General features: G+C 69.5%; 21 protein-coding genes and 1 tRNA gene. 11 read left to right on the top strand and 11 right to left on the bottom strand.

Going from position 1 to position 22,556, the window contains the following annotated elements; genetic code table 11:
• Positions 1–179: 179 nt before the first annotated feature.
• From metF to ACW5E8_RS01420, 3 genes are all read left to right on the top strand, one after another.
• Entirely contained in the window at positions 180–1,004 is an 825-nt protein-coding gene (gene metF / locus ACW5E8_RS01430) for a methylenetetrahydrofolate reductase [NAD(P)H] (protein WP_456963725.1), read from the top strand.
• Between the two features lie 50 nt (positions 1,005–1,054).
• On the top strand, positions 1,055–1,657 hold the full coding sequence (locus ACW5E8_RS01425) for a hypothetical protein (protein ID WP_456963724.1): 603 nt from the start codon (positions 1,055–1,057) through the stop codon (positions 1,655–1,657).
• A gap of 61 nt (positions 1,658–1,718) precedes the next feature.
• The gene (locus ACW5E8_RS01420) at positions 1,719–2,636 is read left to right on the top strand and encodes a branched-chain amino acid transaminase (protein WP_456963723.1); all 918 of its coding nucleotides are present in this window, start codon (positions 1,719–1,721) and stop codon (positions 2,634–2,636) included.
• Positions 2,637–2,639: 3 nt separating this feature from the next.
• Here ACW5E8_RS01420 and ACW5E8_RS01415 read toward each other — a convergent pair whose 3' ends face one another.
• The 6 genes from ACW5E8_RS01415 to ACW5E8_RS01390 all read right to left on the bottom strand — a co-directional run bounded on the left by ACW5E8_RS01415 (position 2,640) and on the right by ACW5E8_RS01390 (position 8,383).
• Positions 2,640–3,983 carry a sensor histidine kinase gene (locus ACW5E8_RS01415; protein WP_456963722.1) on the bottom strand — a complete coding sequence of 448 codons (1,344 nt, stop codon included), beginning with the start codon at positions 3,981–3,983 and terminating at the stop codon, positions 2,640–2,642.
• Positions 3,970–4,653 (bottom strand): response regulator transcription factor, encoded by a 684-nt coding sequence (locus ACW5E8_RS01410; protein WP_456963721.1) that lies wholly within the window; start codon positions 4,651–4,653, stop codon positions 3,970–3,972. The genes ACW5E8_RS01415 and ACW5E8_RS01410 overlap by 14 nt, the downstream gene beginning before the upstream one ends.
• 261 nt (positions 4,654–4,914) lie before the next feature.
• The gene (gene rimK / locus ACW5E8_RS01405; RefSeq protein WP_456963720.1) at positions 4,915–5,844 is read right to left on the bottom strand and encodes a 30S ribosomal protein S6--L-glutamate ligase; all 930 of its coding nucleotides are present in this window, start codon (positions 5,842–5,844) and stop codon (positions 4,915–4,917) included.
• 67 nt (positions 5,845–5,911) lie between these two features.
• Positions 5,912–6,289 carry a DUF6746 family protein gene (locus ACW5E8_RS01400; protein ID WP_456963719.1) on the bottom strand — a complete coding sequence of 126 codons (378 nt, stop codon included), beginning with the start codon at positions 6,287–6,289 and terminating at the stop codon, positions 5,912–5,914.
• A gap of 108 nt (positions 6,290–6,397) precedes the next feature.
• Positions 6,398–6,471, bottom strand: a tRNA-Gly gene (locus ACW5E8_RS01395).
• Between the two features lie 76 nt (positions 6,472–6,547).
• A complete protein-coding gene (locus ACW5E8_RS01390; protein ID WP_456963718.1) occupies positions 6,548–8,383 on the bottom strand; it encodes an autotransporter domain-containing protein in 1,836 nt (611 codons plus the stop codon).
• A 150-nt stretch (positions 8,384–8,533) separates the two neighbouring features.
• On the opposite strand from ACW5E8_RS01390, the gene thiS reads away from it, so the two are divergent.
• Genes thiS through ACW5E8_RS01370 form a run of 4 tightly spaced genes read left to right on the top strand, consistent with a single transcriptional unit; the run spans position 8,534 to position 12,168 of the window.
• Positions 8,534–8,734, top strand: a complete 201-nt coding sequence (thiS, locus tag ACW5E8_RS01385; protein WP_456965202.1) for a sulfur carrier protein ThiS — start codon at positions 8,534–8,536, stop codon at positions 8,732–8,734.
• Positions 8,735–8,762: 28 nt separating this feature from the next.
• Positions 8,763–9,563, top strand: coding sequence for a thiazole synthase (locus ACW5E8_RS01380; protein WP_456963717.1), 801 nt, complete (start codon positions 8,763–8,765; stop codon positions 9,561–9,563).
• A 13-nt stretch (positions 9,564–9,576) separates the two neighbouring features.
• A complete protein-coding gene (trmB, locus tag ACW5E8_RS01375) occupies positions 9,577–10,317 on the top strand; it encodes a tRNA (guanosine(46)-N7)-methyltransferase TrmB (RefSeq protein WP_456963716.1) in 741 nt (246 codons plus the stop codon).
• Positions 10,318–10,326: 9 nt separating this feature from the next.
• The gene (locus ACW5E8_RS01370; RefSeq protein WP_456963715.1) at positions 10,327–12,168 is read left to right on the top strand and encodes an SLC13 family permease; all 1,842 of its coding nucleotides are present in this window, start codon (positions 10,327–10,329) and stop codon (positions 12,166–12,168) included.
• Between the two features lies 1 nt (position 12,169).
• Here ACW5E8_RS01370 and ACW5E8_RS01365 read toward each other — a convergent pair whose 3' ends face one another.
• Positions 12,170–12,541 (bottom strand): Rieske (2Fe-2S) protein, encoded by a 372-nt coding sequence (locus ACW5E8_RS01365; protein WP_456963714.1) that lies wholly within the window; start codon positions 12,539–12,541, stop codon positions 12,170–12,172.
• Positions 12,542–12,591: 50 nt separating this feature from the next.
• Between ACW5E8_RS01365 and ACW5E8_RS01360 the strand changes: the two genes are divergently transcribed.
• From ACW5E8_RS01360 to ACW5E8_RS01345, 4 genes are all read left to right on the top strand, one after another.
• Positions 12,592–12,888, top strand: a complete 297-nt coding sequence (locus tag ACW5E8_RS01360; protein WP_456963713.1) for a hypothetical protein — start codon at positions 12,592–12,594, stop codon at positions 12,886–12,888.
• A gap of 31 nt (positions 12,889–12,919) precedes the next feature.
• A complete protein-coding gene (locus tag ACW5E8_RS01355) occupies positions 12,920–13,636 on the top strand; it encodes a fumarylacetoacetate hydrolase family protein (protein ID WP_456963711.1) in 717 nt (238 codons plus the stop codon).
• A 33-nt stretch (positions 13,637–13,669) separates the two neighbouring features.
• Positions 13,670–14,080, top strand: coding sequence for a large-conductance mechanosensitive channel protein MscL (gene mscL, locus ACW5E8_RS01350; protein ID WP_456963710.1), 411 nt, complete (start codon positions 13,670–13,672; stop codon positions 14,078–14,080).
• 90 nt (positions 14,081–14,170) lie between these two features.
• Positions 14,171–15,598: a M28 family peptidase gene (locus tag ACW5E8_RS01345; protein WP_456963709.1), complete on the top strand. Its 1,428-nt coding sequence runs from the start codon at positions 14,171–14,173 to the stop codon at positions 15,596–15,598.
• 222 nt (positions 15,599–15,820) lie between these two features.
• Here ACW5E8_RS01345 and ACW5E8_RS01340 read toward each other — a convergent pair whose 3' ends face one another.
• The 4 genes from ACW5E8_RS01340 to ACW5E8_RS01325 form a co-directional block, all read right to left on the bottom strand.
• On the bottom strand, positions 15,821–16,573 hold the full coding sequence (locus tag ACW5E8_RS01340; RefSeq protein ID WP_456963708.1) for a TrmH family RNA methyltransferase: 753 nt from the start codon (positions 16,571–16,573) through the stop codon (positions 15,821–15,823).
• 2 nt (positions 16,574–16,575) lie between these two features.
• Positions 16,576–18,066, bottom strand: a complete 1,491-nt coding sequence (locus ACW5E8_RS01335; RefSeq protein ID WP_456963707.1) for an alanine/glycine:cation symporter family protein — start codon at positions 18,064–18,066, stop codon at positions 16,576–16,578.
• Positions 18,067–18,216: 150 nt separating this feature from the next.
• Complete coding sequence (locus tag ACW5E8_RS01330) at positions 18,217–21,360, bottom strand: efflux RND transporter permease subunit (protein WP_456963706.1); 3,144 nt, start codon at positions 21,358–21,360, stop codon at positions 18,217–18,219.
• Positions 21,361–21,363: 3 nt separating this feature from the next.
• Positions 21,364–22,467 carry an efflux RND transporter periplasmic adaptor subunit gene (locus ACW5E8_RS01325; RefSeq protein WP_456963705.1) on the bottom strand — a complete coding sequence of 368 codons (1,104 nt, stop codon included), beginning with the start codon at positions 22,465–22,467 and terminating at the stop codon, positions 21,364–21,366.
• Positions 22,468–22,556: the final 89 nt, after the last annotated feature.

Below are 22,556 nucleotides of genomic sequence, written 5' to 3'. Positions count from 1 at the left end.
GCCACGGATCTACGCGGATCAACGCGGATAGGGCAAAGGCAACATCTTTTCTGAAAGGCTTTATCCGCGTGAATCCGCGCAGATCCGCGTCATCCGTGGCAAACGCTTTTGCTTTCCTATATTCACATCCATCGCGATAAAGAGATATGATCCGCCGACCCTGCCAGTTGCCGGACGCCATGACACCGATCAGTTTCGAGTTCTACCCGCCCAAGAACGAGGAGCAGCGCGCGCAGCTCGACCGCACCGCGGCGCGGCTCAAGGCCTACGCGCCGGAGTACGTCTCCTGCACCTTCGGTGCCGGCGGCTCGACGCTCAGCTATACCGGCGACACCGTGCGCGGGCTGATCGATGCGCACGGCCTCGAGGCCGCACCGCACCTGTCCTGCGTGGGCGGCACGCGCGATGAAATCGCCGCGCTGCTGCTGACCTACCGCGACACCGGCTGCCGTCGCATCGTCGCCCTGCGCGGCGACCTGCCCTCCGGCATGGGCCACCCCGGCGAGTTCCGCCACGCCGCCGACCTGGTCGCCTTCATCCGCTCGGCGCACGGCGACCACTTCCACATCGAAGTGGCCTGCTATCCCGAGACCCACCCGCAGGCCGAGGACGCCATCGCCGACCTGCGCCACTTCAAGGCCAAGGTCGATGCCGGGGCCAACGGCGCCATCACCCAGTACTTCTACAACCCCGACGCCTATTTCCGCTTCGTCGACGAGGCCCGCGCCGCCGGGGTCGAGGTTCCGATCGTCCCCGGCATCATGCCGATCTCGAACTTCACCCAGCTGCGCCGCTTTTCCGAGGCCTGCGGCGCCGAGATCCCGCGCTGGGTGACCAAGCGCATGGCGGCCTATGGCGACGATGCCGACAGCGTGCGCAAGCTGGGCACGGACGTGGTGGCCGGCCTGTGCCAGCGCCTGATCGACGGCGGCGCGCCGGCGCTTCATTTCTACACGCTCAACCTGGCCCGGCCGACGATCGCGGTGCTCGACCGCCTCGGCTGACCGCCTGCGCGCGCTTCTGCGCGGCACGCCACCGCTGTACCCTTGAGCCCATGCCGTACCTGCGACACCCCGCCCTGGCCGGCGCACTGCTGTCGGCCGTGGCGATCGCCGCGGCCCTGCCCTCGCCTGCCGCCGCCCAGGTCCGGCGCTGCACCACGCCCGATGGCGGCGCGGTGTACACCGACCGCAGCTGCGAATCCCTGGGCGCGGTGGAGAACCGGCCGCGCACCGAGGGCAGCGGTAGTGCCGCCGCGCTGCGCTATCGTGGCGGCTGTTCAAGGCGACTGCAGGACCTGGTGTTCGAAGTCACCGCGGCGATCGACGCCGGCGACACCAACCGGCTTGCGCGCAGCTACCACTGGGTGGGGATGTCGCACAGCAATGGCTATGCGGTGATCGAACGCCTGGATGCGATCGCCCGGCGTCCGCTGCTCAACATTTCCGCACTGCGCCCCGCCGAGGCAGTGGTCGCATCGGCGGAGCCCGCACCGCTGGCGGCCCTCGACGGCAGCGCAGCGATGCCGGCCACGCCGCCCTCGCCACGGCGACCGGTGGCGCTGCGCATCGACCAGGCACTGGCCGACGGCATCACGCCGTCCAGCACGACCTTCGGCCTGCGTCGGCACATGGACTGCTGGTGGATCACGCTCTGAGCACTGCGGGCCAGACTCCGGCCTGCGGCACAATGGGCCTTCCACACAGCGGAGCAGCGCCATGCAGTACCCGGAATGGATCTGGCACAACGGCGGCATCAAGCCCTGGGCCGACGCCACCACGCACGTGATGTCGCACGGCCTGCACTACGGCTCTTCCGTGTTCGAAGGCATCCGTGCCTACGCGACGCCGCAGGGCAGCGCGATCTTCCGGCTGCAGGACCACAACCGCCGCCTGCTCGCCTCGGCGCACATCTACGACATGGCGATCCCCTACACGCTCGAAGAGCTCAACGCCGCGTGCCACGAAGTCCTGCGCAGGAACGGATTCCAGCAGGCCTACCTGCGCCCCGTCGCGTGGCGCGGCCTCGGCGGTTTCGGGCTCAGCGCGGACACCCCGGTGGACGTCGCCGTGGCCACCTGGCACATGGGGCCATACCTGGGCGAAGGCGCGCTCACCGAAGGCATCGACGCCTGCGTGTCGAGCTGGCAGCGGGTCGCGCCCAACACCATCCCGGCCGGCGCCAAGGCCGGCGGCAACTACCTGTCCGGCCAGCTGATCGCGCGCGAGGCGCGGCGACTGGGCTTCGGCGAAGGCATCGCGCTGGCGTCCACGGGCCTGCTCAGCGAAGGCGCAGGCGAGAACCTCTTCCTGGTCTTCGACGGCGCGCTGCACACCACGCCGGTCAGCGCGGCGCTGCTCAATGGCATCACCCGCGACTCGATCATCCGCCTGGCGCGCGACGCCGGCATCACCGTGGTCGAACGCGACCTGCCGCGCGAATACCTGTACCTGTGCGACGAGCTCTTCATGTGCGGCACCGCCGCCGAGATCACGCCGATCCGCTCGGTCGACGGCCGCCAGGTCGGCAGCGGCAAGGCCGGTCCGGTCACCCTGCGCCTGCAGGAACTGTTCTTCGGACTGTTCGAAGGCAGTACGCCAGACCACTACGGCTGGCTGGAGCCGGTGCAGGCGTAAGCCTCAACCCGCCTCCGCCGGATCCACGTCGAAGCGCAGCGTCGCCACCACACCGCGCTCCTCGCCCGGCACCACCCGCACCTGCCAGTCATACAGCCGGCACAGGCGACGCACGATGGAGAGGCCGATGCCGCCGCCGTGGGTGTGCTCGGCGTGGCTGCCGCGATAGCCGCGCTGGAACAGGTGCGCGGCGTCCTCGGGGCTCAGGCCCGGCCCGGAGTCGATCACGTCCACGGCGCGGTCGTGCAGGCGGACCACGACCTCGCCGGCGGTGGTGTACTTCACCGCGTTGCCGATCAGGTTGCCCAGCGCGACCGACACGGCCGCCTCGGGCGCGTCCACCACCAGCGTCCCCGCCTCGCCTTCCATGCGCAGTTCCAGCGCCTTGCCGCCGATCTGTGCGCGGTGGGCGTCCAGCAGCTGCTCGGCGACGCGGCAGACGTCGGTGTTGCCGTGGCCACGTTCGGCGCGAGACAGCAGCAGCAGCGCGCTGATCAGGTCCGTGCACTGCTGCTCGGCGCGCTGGATGCGCTGCAGGCGCGCGACGGTCTTGTCGTCCAGGTCGGGCCGGCTGAGCAGCAGCTCGACCGCACCCTTGACCACCGCCAGCGGCGTGCGCAGCTCGTGGCTGACGTCGGCGTTGAACTCGCGGTCGCGCTGCACCACTTCGGTCAGGCGCGCGGCATAGTCGTCGAGCGCGGTGGCGAGCTCGCCGACTTCGTCGTCGGGGAAATGGGGTGCCAGCATCCCGGGGCCGGCATTGCTGCCGGACGAGCCGAGAAGGTTCGCCAGCTCCGACACCGGCCGCATCACGCGTGCCGCCGACCACCAGCCGATCACGCCGGCAAGCAGGGTGAACAGCACCACCGCGGCGATCAGGATCAGCTTGATGCGGTCGCGCACCTCGGCGGTGCTGGTCATGTCCTGGGCGACGAAGAACCAGTACTCGGGGTCCTTCTTCACCACGAGGCGGTAGACGAACGGCTCGCCGTCCTCGACGCCGTTCATGTTGTAGACGCCCGACTCGAGCTCGATCCAGTCCGGCTGTGCGTTGTGCCACTTGTCCGGCCCGAAGACATAGGCGCGCACGCTGCCCAGCGGCGACAGCTGGGCGGACTGGTCGCGGTAGAAATTCTCGGCGTAGTCGTCGAGGTTCTCCTTCAGTACCGCGCCGACCGCCTGGTCCTCGACCACCGCGCCCACAAAGGCCGCCGCGATCGCGAACATTGCCGTCAACCCGAGCCCGAGCAGCGCGAACGACAGGATGATGCGGGTGCGCAGCCGGCGCCGATAACGCCGCCGGCCGGAGACCAATGGCGCCGGAGCGCCGCCCTCAGCTTGCGACATCGGGTGCGGCGATCCGGTAGCCGATGCCATGGCGGGTCTGCACCAGCAGGGTCGGGAAGGGCTTGTCGATCACTGCGCGCAGGCCGTGGATATGCACGCGCAGGCTGTCCGAATCGGGCAGTTCCTCGCCCCAGACTCGGGTCTCGAGCTCCTGCCGGGTGACCACCGCCGGCGAGGCTTCCATCAGCGACTGCAGGATCTTGAGCGCCGTGGGGTTGAGCTGCACCAGCTTGCCGGCGCGGCGCACTTCCAGGGTATCGAGGTTGTATTCCAGGTCGGCGACTTCCAGCACGCGCGTCTGCACGCCCTTGCCGCGGCGCGCCAGCGCGTTGAGCCGGACCTCGACCTCCTGCAGCGCGAAGGGCTTGATCAGGTAGTCGTCGGCGCCGGAGTCGAAGCCGGCGAGCTTGCTGTCGAGGCTGTCGCGGGCGGTGAGCATCAGCACCGGGGTCTGCTTGCGCGCCTCGTTGCGCAGCTTGCGGCAGACCTCCAGCCCGTCCATGCCCGGCAGGTTGAGGTCGAGCACCACGGCATCGAAATCGTGGACCACCGCCAGGTGCAGGCCGGTGACACCGTCCGCGGCGAAGTCGACCGTATGGCCACGTTCTTCCAGGTAGTCGCCGATGTTGGCGGCGATGTCCTGGTTGTCTTCGATCACGAGGATGCGCATGCGTGGGTCCTATGGATGGGTCGGTGTTGGACCGCTGCGCGGCGCGCGCGTTCCGCCGCGGCCGATTCTTGCACACGGTGCCGCATGCCCGGCGCGATGGCGGCGCGCGCAGAAAAAGGCCCGGGCAAATGCCCGGGCCGAAAAGTATTGCCCCGATGCCGCAATCCACCACTGACGACAGGAGAGATCCGATGACGCACTAAGGGATTTCGGTCGGGCCACGCTACCCGCGGATCGATTAAAGAGGCGTTAAACGCAGCGTTAAACTTTCATTCCGGAACCACGTCTCACACGTTTGCGCGACGGCATCCCGGCTCCGGTTGCGCCTGCCGCAACGAAGTCGATGATCCGGCCGGCAACGTCGACACCGGTGGAACGTTCAATGCCCTCCAGGCCAGGCGATGCGTTGACCTCGAGCACCAGCGGGCCGCGCGCGGACGACACCAGGTCCACTCCCGCCACGCCCAGGCCCAGGGCCCGGGCTGCGCTAACCGCGATTTCCACCTCCGGCGCATCCAGCTGCACGCCCTCGGCACTCCCGCCCCGGTGCAGGTTGGCCCGGAAGTCGCCTTCCGGTGCCTGCCGGCGCATCGCCGCCACGACTTCGTCGCCGACCACCAGGCAGCGCAGGTCGGCGCCGCCGGCTTCGGCGATGAACTCCTGCAGCAGGAAAGTCGCGTACAGCCCGCGCAGCGCGTCGACCACGCCGCGCGAGGCCGAGGGTTTTTCGGTCAGCATCACCCCGCGCCCCTGGCTGCCCTCGGTGAGCTTGATCACGTGCGGGGGCTCGCCGAGCATCGCCAGCAGGTCATCGGTGTCGTCGGGGTTGTCGCCGAATACGGTCACCGGCATGTCGATGCCCTGCGCCGCCAGCAGCTGGTGGCAGCGCAGCTTGTCGCGCGCGGACATGATCGCCGCCGACGGGTTGGGCGTATGGCAGCCCATCAGCTCGAACTGGTGCAGCACGGCGTTGCCGTAGCGGTTGATCGAGGCGCCGATGCGCGGGATCACGGCGCCGAAACCGGCCAGCGACTGGCCCTTGTAGTGCAGCGCGAAACCGTCCTTGCCGATGCGCATGTAGCAGCGCAGCGGGTCGAGCACGCGGACGGTGTGCCCTCGCTGCCGCGCCGCCTCGACCAGCCGGCGCGTGGAGTACAGCTTGCTGTTGCGCGAAAGGATCGCGAGCTTCATGGGCGCCTGCGCGGTGGGGATTGCGGTTGGAACAGCGTGGAGACCGATGCGCGCAGTGCGTGTGACGTCAGCGGGTCAGCTGCGCCGCACCCTCGAGGTACTTGCGGCCCTGCGTCTTCACGGTATCGACCTCGTAGCGCTCGGACGCCACGTGCACGTCTTCGAGGGTTTCTTCCAGGTCCTCGACTTCGGACTTGATCTTCGCCAGCGCGTTCTCGAGCGTGTAGGTCAGCTCGTGGATCTTCGCGGTGTCCTCCGGACCGAGTTCGTCCTTGGCGAGGATCCCTGCGAGCTGCGCGTTGTACTCGCCGAGGTTGGTGATCGCCGCGTCCAGCGTGGGCGAAGCCTCGCCCTTGAAGTGGTCGGGGCGCTCATCGGCCTGCGCGATGGACGGCAGGGACAACACAAGCAGGGCACCGGCAAGCAGCGCGGTCGGAAACTTCATGGGGAACTCCTCGGGTCTGGGCAGCAGATGATAATGAATCCCATTACCAGACGCATGCCCGGGCGGCTGCCGGCAGCACGCCCGACGGCCAAGGACCAGGTCGTGAGCTGGAGCGGGCGAAGGGAATCGAACCCTCGTCAGTTGCTTGGGAAGCAACAGCTCTGCCATTGAGCTACGCCCGCACGAGGCGGCCAGTCTAGGACCTGGCCGCCGGACTTGGCAACGCCGCGCGGGACCACCCGCGCGGCGCCGGGCCGCTCAGAAACCGGCGCCGACGCTGGCGAACACCATGGCGTGCTTGCCGCCCTTCTGGCCGTTGTTGACGCTGGCACCGATGTTGGCATCCATGCCGAACAGCTGCGTGCGCGCACCGAAGGTCAGCGTCACCCAGGACTGGTCGTACTCCACGCCGGGCACGGCATAGGGCAGCGAACCCGCGATCGACTGCGAGCGGGCGAAGGCCTGCTCAGCCTCGTCCTCGAACTCCCGGTCCATGGTGATGCGCGCATACGGCGCCAGGTGGTCATGGATGGTGTAGGCCAGCTGCCACCCGGCGCTGCCGACGGTGGAGTCGAACTCCTGGTCGAGGTAGGCCAGCGAGGTCGACAGCGTCGGATCGCTTTCATTGAAGCCGTCGACCTCGATGCGCTGCGCGACCACGCCCAACACCGGGCCGTGGCGCAGCGCGCCCTCGCCGAAGTCCCAGCCGCCCTGCACCGCCAGCGTGACGTTGCTGCCATCGGTGGAGCCGCTGTGGGTGCGCAGCACCTGGCCCAGCGGGACCTGGCGCTCGATGTCGAAATCGATGCTGGTGTAGCTAAGCTGTCCGTTGGCCCACGCGCCCGATTCGCCGGTCCAGCCGAGGTAACCGCCGATCGACAGTTCGGTCTGGTCCCAGTTGCCGCGGCGCTTGCCCCAGTCGTTGCCCTGCTCGCCGTAGCCGAGGAAGCCACCGTAGGCCAGGCCGCTGTCGCCCCAGTCCATGCCGACGGTCAGCGTCGGGCCGACGCCATCGTAGTGGTCACCGTGGTCGTAGCGCTGGAAATCGCCGCGCGCGTCGGCCCACCAGCGTGAACCGGAGGCATCGCCACGGCCGGCCAGCTGGGCGCCCACGCGCGCGGCGCGGTTGCGGCCGGTGCCGGCGGCGGAATGCGGCAGCACCGCCATCTGCCGCGGACCCTCGATCGCGGCCACGGCCAGGTCGGCCAGCGCGCGATGGGCGCTGCTGGCCGGATGCACGCCGTCGGCGAAGAGGTAGGTCTGCGGCGCGTCGGGGCTGACCAGGCTGGTCGGGTTGCAGGTCAGCGACTGCGCGGTGATCTGCGGCATGCAGGCGGTGCCGGTGGTGTTGCTGATGCCGAACGCCGCCGGATTCGCGGCCACTTCGCGCAGGAAGCTGAAGGTGTCCACCGGGATCACGCTCAGGCCGTTGGCGGCCAGGGTGCCGAACAGGGCGTCGTTGTACATGGCGGCCAGCGCCGTGGCCTGCGCCTGCGCGCCCGGACCCTGGGCGACCTGCGCCGGGGTCAGGCCGAGGTCGGGGATGTTGGGGACGAGGACGTAGCGCGCGCCCGCGGCCTGCAGGCTGCCGATGATGCCCACCTGCGCCGCCACGGCGCCGCCGATGATCGCCTGGGCGTTGCCCGGATCGGCCGCGACGGCGAACAGGTCGTTCGCACCGCCCCAGACCGTGTACAGCGCGTCGGGGTCGGCCCGGCCGCCGTTGGCGACGAGGTAGCGCGTGGCCTGCGTCGCCAGCGAGGGCGTGAAACCGAGCGCACCGGTGACGTCGACGCCGTTGCGGGCACCGCCGGCGGCATGGTTGTCACCGACCTGGCCGTTGCCGTTGGGGCTGGAATCGGTGCCGTAGAACTGTGCCAGCCACTGCGCCCACACCAGCCCGGGGTTGGTCGTGAACTGGCCGGTGACGCCCTGCACCTCCGGAGGCAGCAGCGGCCTGAAGTAGCCGGCATCCGTCAGGCTATCGCCGAAGAACACCGTCTGCGAGAACGGCTGGTCGTTGGCGGCGACGGGAAGCACGGCCAGCGCGAGCGCGGCGGCAAGTACGGTACGGACGGTGCGGGACTTCGACATCGAGGGCTCCTTGCGGGGGGCTGTCGTGGCGCTGATGCCCGACAGTGACCGTCCATCGTTCCACGGCATGGCCCGCGCGCTCAATGTGCACTGCGGCAAGTCCGGGCCATGCGACATGCAATCACGCCCCCGGCGGGCGACAATGACGCCATGGACATCATCCTCAACGGCGAGCCGCAGGCCCTGCCCGGCCCCTGCACCATCCTCGCCCTGCTTGAATCCAGGGAGCTGGCCGGGCGCAAAGTAGCTGTGGAGGTCAACGGCGCCATCGTGCCGCGCAGCCAGCATGCCGAACACGCGCTGAAGGACGGCGACCGGATCGAGATCGTGCACGCCCTGGGAGGCGGCTGAAAGGCGAAGCTTGCGCAATAATGGCGCAATGAACAGCCAACCCACCCACGGCGACGACGCGCTCGTCATCGCCGGCACGCCCTTCCGCTCGCGCCTGCTCACCGGCACCGGCAAGTTCAAGGATCTCGAGGAAACCCGCCTGGCCACCGAGGCCGCGGGCGCCGAGATCGTCACCGTGGCCATCCGCCGCACCAACATCGGCCAGGACCCGGGCGAGCCCAACCTGCTCGACGTCCTGCCGCCGGACCGCTACACCATCCTGCCCAACACCGCCGGCTGCTACACCGCCGAAGAGGCCGTGCGCACCCTGCGCCTGGCCCGCGAGCTGCTCGACGGCCGCACGCTGGTCAAGCTGGAGGTGCTGGGGGACAGGAAGACCCTGTATCCGGACGTGGTGCAGACCCTCAAGGCCGCCGAGCTGCTGGTGGCCGAGGGCTTCGACGTCATGGTCTACACCTCCGACGACCCGATCCTGGCCAAGCAGCTGGAAGAAATCGGCTGCGTGGCGGTGATGCCGCTGGCCGCGCCGATCGGCTCCGGCCTGGGCATCCAGAACAAGTGGAGCCTGCTGGAGATCGTCGACAACGCCCGCGTGCCGATCATCGTCGACGCCGGCGTGGGCACTGCGTCCGACGCCGCCATCGCGATGGAGCTCGGCTGCGACGGCGTGCTGATGAACACCGCGATCGCAGGCGCGCGCGAACCGGTGCTGATGGCGCACGCGATGAAGCTCGCGGTCGAAGCCGGCCGCGCCGCCTTCCGCGCCGGCCGCATCCCGCGCAAGCGCTACGCCAGCGCGTCGTCGCCGGTCGACGGCCTCGTCGGCTGATGACGCAGCGCTCGTGACCGACCCGTTCTCCAGTCCTGGATCGAAGGCACCACCCAAGCCCTTCACCATCGAGGACGGCCATCGCCGCGTGCGCAGCTTCGTGCTGCGCCAGGGCCGCTTCACGCCCGCGCAGCAGCGTGCCTTTGACGCGCTGTGGCCGCGCTTCGGGCTGGACTATGCCGGCAAACCGCGCGACTTCGACGCAGTGTTCGGCCGCAGCGCGCCGCGGATCCTCGAGATCGGCTTCGGCAACGGCGAGGCACTGCGCTATTCCGTCGCGCGCGACCACGCGCGTGATCACATCGGCATCGAAGTGCATGCACCGGGCGTCGGCCGCCTGCTCAACGCACTGGCCGAGGATGGCAACGAACACGTCCGCCTCTATCACCACGATGCCGTGGAAGTGCTGGAGAACGAGATCGCCGATGGCAGCCTCGACGAAGTCCGCATCTACTTCCCCGATCCCTGGCACAAGAAACGCCACAACAAGCGACGGCTGGTGAGCAACGCCTTCGCCACGCTGCTGGTGCGCAAGCTTGCGCCCGATGGCCGCTTGCACCTCGCCACCGATTGGCAGGACTATGCGGAGCAGATGTGGGATGTGCTCGACGCGACGGAAGGACTCCGCAACCGCGCCGGGGAGCGCGGCCACGTTCCACGACCGGAGTGGCGGCCTCAGACGCACTTCGAAAGCCGCGGCCAGCGCCTGGGCCACGGGGTGTGGGACCTGCTCTACGACAGGACCGGGGACTAGACGCAGCACATGGACACGCTTGCCCTCACCACCGACATGAAGCTCGTCCTCGGGCTGGTGGCGCTGGTGATGGTGCTGTTCCTGTTCGAGCGCGTACGCGCCGACCTCGTGGCCCTGGTGGTGCTGGTGGTGCTGGGCCTGACCGGCCTCGTGGCCTCCGAGGACATCTTCAGCGGCTTCTCGTCGAACGCGGTGATCAGCATCATCGCCACCATGATCCTCGGCACCGGCCTGGACCGGACCGGCGCGCTCAACCGCCTGGCCGCGTGGCTGCTGCGGCGCTCCAGGGGCCAGGAGAAACGCCTGCTGCTCTACACCTCGGCGATCGCCGGCCTCAACTCGTCGTTCATGCAGAACCCGTCGGTGATGGCGCTGTACCTGCCGGTGGCCTCGCGCCTGGCCTCGCGCACCGGCCTGCGGCTGTCGCGCTTCCTGCTCCCGATCTGCGCCGCGATCATCATGGGCGGCTCGCTGACCATGGTCGGCAACTCGCCGCTGATCCTGCTCAACGACCTGCTGGTCGCCGCCAACGCCAACCTGCCGTCCGGCGTGGCCACGCTCGAGCCGCTGCCGATGTTCGCGCCGCTGCCGATCGGCCTCACCCTGCTGGTGATTGCGCTGGCCTACTTCCACTTCTTCGGCGACAGGCTGCTCGGCCGGGGCGGCGAGAGCGACGGCAGCGTGACCCCGGCCCGCACCCAGAGCTATTTCGCGCGCGCCTACGGCATCGAGGGCGATGTGTTCGAACTCACCGTCAGCGCCGACAGCCCGCTGGTGGGCATGGCATTGGGCGAAGCCGAGAACCTGCACGGCGCGCCGCTGCTGCTGGCGCTGAAGACCGGCAACGATTCACGCCTGGCGCCGCCGGCCGACGCCCGCATCTGGGTCGGCAGCGTGATCGGCGCCATGGGCGATCGCCAGCAGGTGGCGGACTTCGCGCAGAACAACATGCTGCGGATGTCGAGCCGGCTGCGCGAGTTCGGCGACCTGTTCAACCCCAGCCGCGCGGGCATCTCCGAAGCCGTGGTGCCGCCGACCTCGAAGTTCATCGGCAAGACCTCGGCCGAGCTCGCCCTGCGCAAGAACTACAGCATCAGCCTGCTGGCCGTGAACCGCGACAAGGAAGTGCTGCGCGACGACATCCGCAACCTGCCGCTGCGCGCCGGCGACATGCTGGTGCTGCACAGCATCTGGCAGGACCTGGCGCTGACGGCGGCCAACCGCGACTTCGTGGTGGTCACCGACTTCCCCAAGGGCGAGCAGCGGCCGCACAAGTTCAAGGTCGCGATGGCGATCTTCGCGGTCACGATCCTGGTCGCGCTGGGCTCGGACCTGCCGACCTCGATCGCGCTGATGACCGGCGTCGCCGGCATGCTGGTCTGCGGCGTGCTGAAGATGGACGAGGCCTATTCGGCGATCAGCTGGAAGACCGTGTTCCTGATGGCCTGCCTGATCCCGCTGGGCTGGGCGATGGACACCAGCGGCGCCGCCGCCTGGATCGCCGGCCACACCATCGAGGAGCTGCCCGACGGCCTGCCGGTGTGGGTGATCCAGTTCACCGTGGCCGCGCTCACCGCCACGTTCTCGCTGGTGATCAGCCACGTCGGCGCGACCATCGTGATGGTGCCGCTGGCGATCAACCTGGCGCTGGCGGCCGGCGGCGACCCCACGTCGTTCGCGCTCATCGTGGCGCTGGCGGCCTCGAACAACCTGGTCACCTCGTCGAACCCGGTGGTCTCGATGGTCACCGGCCCCGCCGACTATTCGTCACGCGATCTCTGGCGGGTGGGTTCGGCGCTGTCGATCGCCTACCTGCTGGTGGTGGTGGCGATGGTGAACATGATCTTCTGACTCAGGCCAGCCAGACCATTCCGTCACGCACCTCGATCGCCACCGCGTGCAGCGACTCGCCGCGACAGGGGCCGGCTTCGCACACGCCACCCACGGTCTCGAAGCTGGCGCCGTGCACCGCGCATACCAGGGATCCTTCCTTCGATACCAGGAAGCGGCCCGGTGCCCAGTCCAGGCGACGGCCGGCGTGCGGGCAGACGTTGAGCCAGGCGCGTACGGATCCGGCGGAATCGCGATGGACGATGATCGATTCCGCGCTGCCATCCACCAGCCCCTCGCCTTCAGTGAAGCCACCCGGAGGCAGGTCGTCCAGCGCCACCAGCGCCGTCTCGGCCGGTCCGGTTAACGCTTCACTTACATCTTTTGCGGCCATCGGTCCGATACTCGTGCCATCACCAATGCTTCACATTCTGGCACTTCCGCATGATCAACCGCACTTTCCGCCACGCCCACGCTCGCTTCGATGCCAGCCAGTTCGGCGCCATGTTCGCGCCGCGCAAGCCCCGGCATCCGCTCCTGCGCCTGGCCGTCGGCCTGCTCGGGCTGGCGCTGCTGGGCGTGCTGCTGGTGGTCGGCGTGGTGGTCGGCACGGCGATGCTCGCCGCCGGCCTCGCGCGCCGCCTGCTGGGCGGGCGCGCCAAGCCGCAGGTGCGCGCCGGCAACGTGGTCGACGCCGAGTACCGCGTCGTCGACAAGCCGGTGCACACGCTGCCCTACTGAGCCCCCTGCGACACCTTCCCTGGAGCACTCCATGTCCGACGTGATCCCCGCGCCGGCGCCCGTCCGCGTGCCGGTCCGCGGCGGCGGCAGCTTTCCCGTGCGCCGCGTGTACTGCGTGGGCCGCAACTTCGCCGACCATGCGCGCGAAATGGGCGCGCAGGCGCCGGCATCGAAGGCCGAGCGCGGCACGCCCGTGTTCTTCATGAAGCCGGGCGACGCCGTGGTGACCGGAGGCACGGTGCACTACCCGCCCGCCACCGCCGACCTGCACCACGAAGTGGAACTGGTGGTGGCGCTGGGCCGCGACGCGCCCGACGGCGTGCTGGACCGGGATGCGGCGCAGTCACTGGTCTTCGCCTACGGCGTCGGCCTCGACCTGACCCGTCGCGACCTGCAGGCCGCGGCGAAGAAGGCCGGCCTGCCCTGGGACACGGGCAAGGGCTTCGACGAATCGGCACCGCTGAGCGAGTTGGTGCCCGCCGCCGATATTGGCGCACTGGCGCCGCTGCGCCTGTCGCTGGCCGTGAACGGCCAGGAGCGCCAGGCCGCCCCGCTGTCGGGCCTGATCTGGGACGTGCCCGACATCCTCCACGAACTGTCCAGGCTCTATGCACTGCGCGCGGGCGACCTGGTGTTCATGGGCACCCCCGCGGGCGTCGCCGCCCTGTCGCCCGGCGACATGTGCGAAGCGCGCCTGGGCGATGCCATCGTGCTGCGCTGCCGGATCGCGCCGCCGCGTGTAGGCTAGGCACGCCACCACCGCCAACCAGGGAGATCCGCGATGGGAATGATGAGTGAGTTCAAGGAATTCGCGATGCGCGGCAACGTCATCGACCTCGCGGTTGGCGTGGTCATCGGCGCGGCCTTCGGCAGGATCGTGACGGTGCTGGTGGACAACGTGATCATGCCGCCGATCGGCCTGCTGATCGGCGGGGTCGACTTCTCCGAACTTGTCATCACCCTGAAGGCAGCGACGGTGGACGCCGCCGGCAAGGCCGTACCCGCGGTGGTGATCGGCTACGGCGAGTTCATCAATGCGCTGATCCAGTTCACCATCGTCGCCTTCGCGATCTTCATGGTGGTCAAGGCGATCAACCGCCTCAACCGCAAGCCGGAGGAAGCGCCGGTTCCGGAAGCGCCGTCGGAAGACGTCCTGCTGCTGCGCGAGATCCGCGATTCGCTGAAGAAGTAGCGCGCTGCCCGCAGGGGGGACTTGTCGCACATTGGCACGGGGTCGCGAGTTGCTAAGCTCGCGACCCCGTCCTTTTTGCAGCGGAGCGCCATGCGCCTGGTCCCGATGTTGCTCGCCGCGGCCATCGCCGCCGCCACCTTCCCCGCCACTGCCGCTGATGCTGCCGTGGACGCCACGCCGCCCCGCGCTGAAACCCGCATCCCGGACGAAGCCATGGCCCTTGTCGCGGGTCTGCGCGACACCGCGCTGGCCAGCAGCCTGGCCTGGGACATCACCGAGTCGCTCACCACCGAGGTCGGCCCGCGCCTGGCCGGCAGCGAGGCCGATGCGCGCGCAGTGGAATGGGCAAAGGCCAAGTTCGCCGAGCTCGGGTTCGACCGCGTCTGGACCGAGCCCGTCACCTTCCCGAAGTGGGTCCGGCGCAGCGAAAGCGCTGAAGTCCTTGGGGCCCACGCGCAGCCGCTGGCCTTGACCGCGCTGGGGGGCAGCCCCGGCGGCATCGTGGAAGCCGAAGTGGTCCGCTTCGCCGACCTCGCCGCGCTCGAAGCCGCGTCCGCGGGCTCGCTGGTCGGGAAGATCGCCTTCGTCGACTACCGGATGGAGCGCGCACGCGACGGCAGCGGCTACGGCCCGGGCTCGCGCGTGCGCAGCCGCGGACCGTCGGAGGCGATCCGCGCCGGCGCCGCGGGATTCGTCATGCGTTCGGCCGGCACCGACTCGCACCGCAATCCGCACACCGGCATCACCCGCTTCGACGAGGGCCTGCAGCCGGTGCCGTCCGCCGCACTTGCCGTACCCGATGCCGACCAGCTCGCCCGACTGCTTCAGCGCGGGCCGGTGCGGATGCGCCTGGCCCTGGACAGTGGCTGGGACGGCGAATACACCTCGCAGAACGTGATCGGCGAGATGACCGGCGCCAGCCGCCCGGACGAAGTGGTGCTGCTCGGCGCCCACCTCGACTCCTGGGATCTGGGTACCGGCGCCGTCGACGACGCCGCTGGCATCGGCATCACCATGGCCGCGGCGGTGCATGTCGCCGCCCTCGAGCGCCGCCCGGCGCGCAGCCTCCGCGTGGTCGCCTTCGCCAACGAGGAACAGGGGCTGCACGGTGGCTACGCCTACGCCGACGCGCACGCCGCCGACATCACCCGCCACCAGATCGTGGCCGAGAGCGATTTCGGCGCCGGGCGCATCTATGCCTTCAACACCAGCGCGCCCGCGCATGCCGACGCCGCTGAAGCGCGCATTGCCGAGGCGCTGGCGCCGCTGGGAATAGAACGCTCCGACGCGGGCGGCCCGGGTCCCGATCTCATCCCGATCACGGGCAAGGGCGCGGCCTGGGCCTGGCTTGGCCAGGACGGCAGCGACTATTTCGACCTCCACCACACGCCCGACGACACCCTCGACAAGATCGACCCGGCCGCGCTGGCGCAGAACGCGGCGGCCTATGCCGTGTTCGCCTGGCTGGCGGCCGAGGCGGAAGGCGACTTCGGCAGCGCCCCGGTCGCAGCTCCCTGACACTTCACCGCGGCAAAGCCGCGTCAGCTCGGTTCGCCAACATGGAGCAAGAGCTTTTTTGCCACGGATTTACGCGGATAACACGGATCTAGCCGAGGCAAGAGTGGTGCAGGGAGCCATAAGGAAAAAGCGTTGGGTGCATGGCGTTGTGCCGGCCCTGGCTTCGGACGGATCCGTGTTATCCGCGTAAATCCGTGGCAAAAGGCTTTCCCCGCCAGCCGCCTAGGGCGCGTTGGCGACGGACTGCCACCAGCGGGCGAGGAGCACTGCGGTGGCGGCGGCGACGTTGAGGCTTTCCACGGCGCCGGTGCCCGGGATCGACATGCGCAGGTCGCAGGCGTCGGCAAGCGCCGGCGACATGCCTTCGCCTTCGTGGCCGAGCACAAAGACCAGACGCTGCGGAAGCGGCACGGCGAAGGCGTCGTCGCCGCCGCGCACCAGCGTCGCCGCCAGCGCGAAGCCGGCACCGCGCAGCTGGGCGATGGCGTTGTCCTCGCGCCCCAGGCGCACCAGCGGCACGGCTTCCGCGCCGCCCTCGGCAACGCGTGCCGCCGCGCCCGACAGCTGCAGCGGCGAATGCTTGGGCAGCAGCACCGAGGCGCCGAAGTTCGCCGCCGAGCGCAGGATCGCGCCGAGGTTGTGCGGGTTGCCGACGCCATCCAGCCACAGCGCGCAGGCCGGGCCTTCGCCCAGGTCGTCCAGCCACGTGGTGAGCGCCACCGGTGCCTCGCGCAGCACGTCGGCGACCACGCCCTCGTGATGGCTGCTGGCCGCCAGCTTGCGCAGGTCGTCTTCCTCCACCACGCGGTAGCCGACGCGGTTTGCGACGCACCACTTCAGCAGTGGCTGCAGGCGCGGGATCAGCGCCTGCGCCAGGTACAGCTTGCGGATCGCCGTCGGGCGGCGCGCAAACACGGCCTGCACGGCGTTGAAGCCGTGCAGGCGGATCTCATCGGCAGCGCCGGCCTTTGCCATCCCTACTTCTTCCGCATCCAGAAGGTCGCGTTGCGGATGCCCAGCGCCTCCGGATCGAAGACCGGCTCCTTGCCGGCCTTCTTCTGCACTTCGTAGTCGCGCAGCGCCGCCAGCGCCGGCTTCTGCAGCAGGAACAGCGCGACGATGTTGAGCCAGGCCATCAGGCCCACGCCGATGTCACCCAGCGCCCATGCCGTCTTCGCGTTGTGGTACGCGCCGAAGACGACCATGCCGATGATCGCCAGGCGCAGCAGCGTCGTGGCCAAAGGCCGCGTCTTGTGGCCGTTGAGGTAGGTGAGGTTGGTTTCGGCCATGTAGTAATAGGCCATGATCGTGGTGAACGCGAAGAAGAACAGCGCCAGCGCCACGAAGCCCGAGCCCCAGCCCGGCAGCACGGTGTCGATGCCGTTCTGCACGAAGCCGGCGCCGGCCTCGATGCCGGGCAGGGCCTCGTGCACCAGCGTGCCGTCGGGCAACTGCACGTTGTACATGCCGGTGGCCAGCACCAGGAACGCGGTCGAGGTGCAGATCAGCATGGTGTCGAAGTAGATCGCCCAGGCCTGCACATAGCCCTGCTTGGCCGGGTGCGAGACCTCGGCCGCCGCGGCCGCATGCGGACCAGTGCCCTGTCCGGCCTCGTTGGCGTAGACGCCGCGGCGCACGCCCCACTCCACCGCCAGGCCGAGCATCGCGCCGAAGCCGGCGTGCATGCCGAAGGCGCTGCTGAAGATGATGCGGAACATGTCCGGCACGAACTCGTAGTTCACGACCATCACGAACACGGCGGTGCAGATGTATGCGATCGCCATGAACGGCACCACCAGCTCGGCGAAGGCCGCGATGCGCTTCACGCCGCCGAAGATGATCATCGCCAACAGGCAGGCCACCACCACGCCCACGCCGAGCTTCAGCGCGTCGCGTGCGGGCATGCCCATCCACTGGCCGCCGAGGTCACCGCACAGCGCGCCGCCCTGGCAGGCATTGGCGATGCCGTCGGCGATGGCATTGGCCTGCACGCCTGGCATCAACAGGCCGGCAGCGAGCAGCGTGGCCACCGCGAATGCGACCGCATACCACTTCAGGCCCAGGCCCTTCTCGATGTAGTACGCCGGACCGCCGCGATAGCGGCCCTCGTTGTCCTTTTCCTTGTAGATCTGCGCCAGCGAACACTCGATGTACGAGGTCGATGCGCCAAGGAAGCCCATCACCCACATCCAGAAGATCGCGCCGGGACCGCCGAATGCGATCGCGGTGGCCACGCCGGCGATGTTGCCGATGCCGATGCGCCCGGCCATCGACAGCGACAGCGCCTGGAACGAGGACACGCCCGCATCCGACTTCTGGCCGCTGAAGGTCAGGCGCGTCATTTCGACGATACCGCGCACCTGCATGAAGCGCGTGCGGAAGGAGAACCACAGGCCCGCACCGAGACAGAGCGCGATCAGCCCCTTGCTCCAGATGATGGCGTTGATGAAATCGAGGATCTGTTCCAAAGGCTGGCTCCGGGATGGACGACGTCGATGCACCGGCGCCGCGTTGCCCGGGCCGGAACCGTCCCGATTCTCCACGATCGGGACACAAACGCGAAGGGGCTGCGCGACGCAACCCCTCCGGATGCACAGCCGCCCGCGGGGCGGAGCGCCTCAGGCGTGGCCGCCCACGCTCGGAACCTCGCGCTGCTGGCGCGCGAGCTCATGGGCCACGGCCTCGGGCGAGCGCGTGAACGGCGCCAGCAGGGTGTAGAACGCCGGCACCACGAACAGCGACAGCAGGGTCGAGAAGGCCACGCCCGCGATCACCACCACGCCGATGGTGGCGCGGCTGGCCGAGCCCGGCCCGCCCGCCAGCACCAGCGGCAGGGCGCCCGCCGCGGTCGCGATCGAGGTCATCAGGATCGGCCGCAGGCGCACCGTGGACGACTCGACGATGGCCTGGGCCACGTTGCGCCCCTCGTCGCGCAGCTGGTTGGCGAACTCGACGATCAGGATGCCGTTCTTCGCCGCCAGCCCCACCAGCATCACCACGCCGATCTGGCTGAAGAGATTCAGCGTGCCTCCTGTCAGTGCGAGTCCGATCAGCGCGCCGAGTACGCCCAGGGGCACCGTCAGCATGATCACGAAGGGATGGATGAAGCTCTCGAACTGCGCCGCCATCACCAGGTAAACCACCAGCAGCGCCAGGGTGAAGGTCAGCAGCACGGCGCCACCGGCCTTCTGGAACTCGCGCGACTCGCCCTTCCAGGCGACCTGGGCGTAATCGGGCAGCTCGGTGCGCACCAGGTCGTCGAGGAAGGCGAGCGCATCGCCCATCGGGTAGCCGGGGGCGAGGCCGGCGCTGATGGTGATCGCGCGCATGCGGTTGAAGCGGTTGAGGCTGCCGGCTTCGGCAAGCTCGCTCAGGGTGACCAGGTTCGACAGCGGCACCAGCTCGCCGCTGCGCGCGCGCACTTCGATCGCAGCGAGGTCCGCGGGCTCGGCGCGGCCCGAGCGCCCGGCCTGCACCAGCACGTCGTACTCCTCGCCGTCCTGCACGAAGGTGGTGACGCGGCGGCTGCCCATCATCGTTTCCAGCGCGCGGCCGATGTCGGTGACGCTCACGCCGAGGTCGGCGGCGCGCACACGGTCGATCACCACGCGCATCTGCGGCCGGGTTTCCTTGTAGTCGGAGTCGACCGAGAAGAAACCGGGATGCGCCTCCATGCGCTGCATGACGACATCGCGCCACGCCGCGATCTCCTCGTACTCTGGGCCACCCAGCACCATCTGGATCGGCTGCCCGCGGCTGCCGACCAGGCCGCCGCCCACGCGCGGCTGCGCCTGCACGCCGCTGAGCGTGTCGAGCTCGGCGCGCAGCGACTCGGCGACTTCGGCCGTGCTCTGCTCGCGCTTGTCCCAGTCCTCCAGGAACACGATCACGTTGCCGGTGTGCATTTCCTCGCTCGCACCCCAGCCGCCCGGCGCACGCGTGTTGTAGCGGCGGATCGCAGAGCCGTCCTCGGCCACGCGCGCGGCGAACACCTTCTCCACCTCGCGCACCTGCTCCACCGTGTAGTCGTAGCCCGCGCCCTCCGGGCCGACGATGGACACGAAGAACGAGCCGCGGTCCTCGGCCGGCGCAAGCTCGGAGGGCACCAGCCGCGACAGGCCCCAGGCCGCCGCCAGGCAGGCCAGCATCACCAGCATCACGCCACCGAACACCTGCCGCGAACGCAGCCCGGCCATCCACTGCAGGCTGCGCCCGTAGCCCGCGGTCACCGACGCCAGGCGCGCGTTGAACCAGCGGTTCACCGGGTTCGACTTCTCCTCGGTCTGCGGGCGCACCATCTTCGAGGCCATCATCGGCGTCAGCGTCAGCGCGACGAACGCCGACAGCGCCACCGCGCCGGCCAGCGCCACCGAAAGTTCGCGGAACAGGCGACCGGTATTGCCTTCCATGAAACCGACGGGCAGGAACACGGCCACCAGCACGGTCGTGGTCGCGATCACCGCGAAGGCCACCTGCTTCGTGCCGCGCACCGAGGCCACCAGCCGCGGCTCGCCGAGGTCGACGCGACGCTGGATGTTTTCCAGCACCACGATGGCGTCGTCCACCACCAGGCCGATCGCCAACACCAGCGCCAGCAGCGTCAGCAGGTTGATCGAGTAGCCGAACAGCAACAGCGGGATGAAGGCCGCCAGCAGGCACACCGGCACCGTCACCGCCGGGATCAGCGCGGCGCGGAAACTGCCCAGGAACAGCCAGATCACGATCAGCACCAGGGCGATGGCCTCTGCCAGCGTCCAGTACACGCGCTTGATCGATTCCTCGATGAACACCGTGTCGTCGTAGGCGACGAAGATGTCGGTGCCCTCGGGCAGCGACTTCTGGATCTCCACGGCCGCCGCCCGTGCGGAGCGCGTGACGTCGAGCGCATTCGCGGTCGAGGTCTTGACGATGCCCAAGCCGATGTTCGGCTGGCCGTTGCTGTGGTAGTAGGCGCGGCGCTCGGCGGATGCCAGCTCGATGTCGGCGACGTCGCCCAGGCGCACCACGTAGCCGTCGTCGCCCTTGCGCAGCGGCATCACTTCGAAATCCGCCGGCTCGACGTAGCTGCGCTCCACGCGCAGGGTGAAGTCGCGGCTGCCGGACTCGATGCGACCGGCGGGGAGCTCGACGTTCTCCGCGCGCAGCGCGGCCTCGATGTCGTTGGGGGTGATGCCGCGCGCGGCCATCGCCGCGCTGTCCAGCCACACCCGCATGGCGTAGCGCTGGCGGCCGCCGATGCGGACCTGGGCGACGCCGTCCAGGCTCGACAGGCGGTCGACGATGTAGCGGTCGGCGTAGTCGGACAGCTCCAGCGTGTCCATCGACGCCGAGCTCATGTTGAGCCAGATGATGGTGTCCGAATCGCTGTCGGCCTTCTCCACCTCGGGCGGATCGGCCTCGTCGGGCATGCGGTCGGCGACGCCGCTGATGGCGTCGCGCACGTCGTTGGCGGCGGCCTCGATGTCGCGGTTGAGAGTGAACTCCAGGGTCACCGACGCGCGCCCGTTGCGGCTGCGCGACTGCAGGGTCTCGATGCCCTCGATGCCCGACAGCGCGTCCTCCAGCACCTGGGTGACGCGGGTCTCGACCACCGCCGCCGAGGCGCCGGGGTAATTGACGTCGACGGAGACGATCGGCGGATCGATCGCCGGCAGTTCGCGCAGGGTCAGGCGCGAGAACGCCATGATGCCGATCACCATCAGCATCAGGCTCATCACCGTGGCAAACACGGGCCGGCGGATGGAAAGATCGGACAGCAGCATGGCTCAGCCCTCGCCGGGTGCGGCGGCCTCGTCGGTATCGACGACGCCCGGCCCGGCCTCGACGATCGGGCTGCCGTCGCGCAGCTTGCCGGTGCCGTCGATCACGATGCGGTCGCCGGGCTCGATGCCCGCCACGATCTCGGCCATGCCGGCCGCGCGCGAACCGAGGCCGACCACGACCTGCTCGACCGTGTCGTCCGGCCGGACCCGGTACACGAAGGATTCGCGACCCACCTGGACCACGGCGATCTCCGGCACCAGCAGGGCCTCGCGCTCGGCGCGCTCGAGTTCGATCTGCATCAGCATGCCCGGGCGCAGCAGGCGCTCGGGATTGGCGAAATCGGCGCGCACGCTGAAGGCACGGCTGGTCGGGTCTACGCGCGAACCGACGTTGCTGACCACGCCCTCGAAGCCGCGGCCGCGCCAGGCGGTGCTGGTGCCGGTGATGCGCTGGCCATCGGCGACGTGCGCCAGGTGCGCCTCGGGCACCGGGAAATCGACGTACACCGAGGACAGGTCGTCGAGCGTGGCGATCACGGTGCCGGGCGTGATCAACGTGCCCGGGCTGACCTGGCGGATGCCGAGCACGCCGGCGAAGGGCGCGCGGATCACGCGGTCAGCCAGGTTGGCCTCGATCTGCCGCACCTGCGCCAGGGCGCTGTCACGCGTCGCACGCTGGGTATCGAGCGTGGCGCGTGCGATCAGCTGCTGCGCGGCCAGCTCCTGCTGCCGCTTGAGCAGGCTGTCAGCCTCGTTGGCCGTGGCACGCGCCGCCGCGAGCGAGGCCTGCTGCTGCTGGCCGCTCAGGGTGACCAGCGGGGCGCCGGCAACGGCGATGTCGCCGCTGTCGAAGTGCACGCGCTCGACGATCTCGCTGACCTTGGCCGTGACCTCCACCGACTCCCGCGCCTTCACCGTGCCCAGCGCGCGGATGCGGTCGTTGAACGGCTGCACCGCGACCGCGGCCGTGGTCACCACCGCCGGCGCCGGACCGCCCCGGCCGCCCGCATCGCCCTCGGCCCCGCAGGCCGCGAGGACCAGGGCGAGCACGGCGGCGCAGCAGGCCCGGAGGCTGGGGCTGGGGACAGGGGTGGAGGCTTCGGACATGTTCTGCGGGGGCGACGGGAAGATGAAGCGGTCGATTCTATCGACACCCCGTGTCGACGACGTATGCCATGAGGCCCGGGCGTGGAATA

It is taken from the genome of Luteimonas sp. A649 (genome assembly GCF_054072735.1).
Note: the sequence above shows the minus strand (reverse complement) of the source record. Positions and strands in the feature narration are given on the sequence as shown.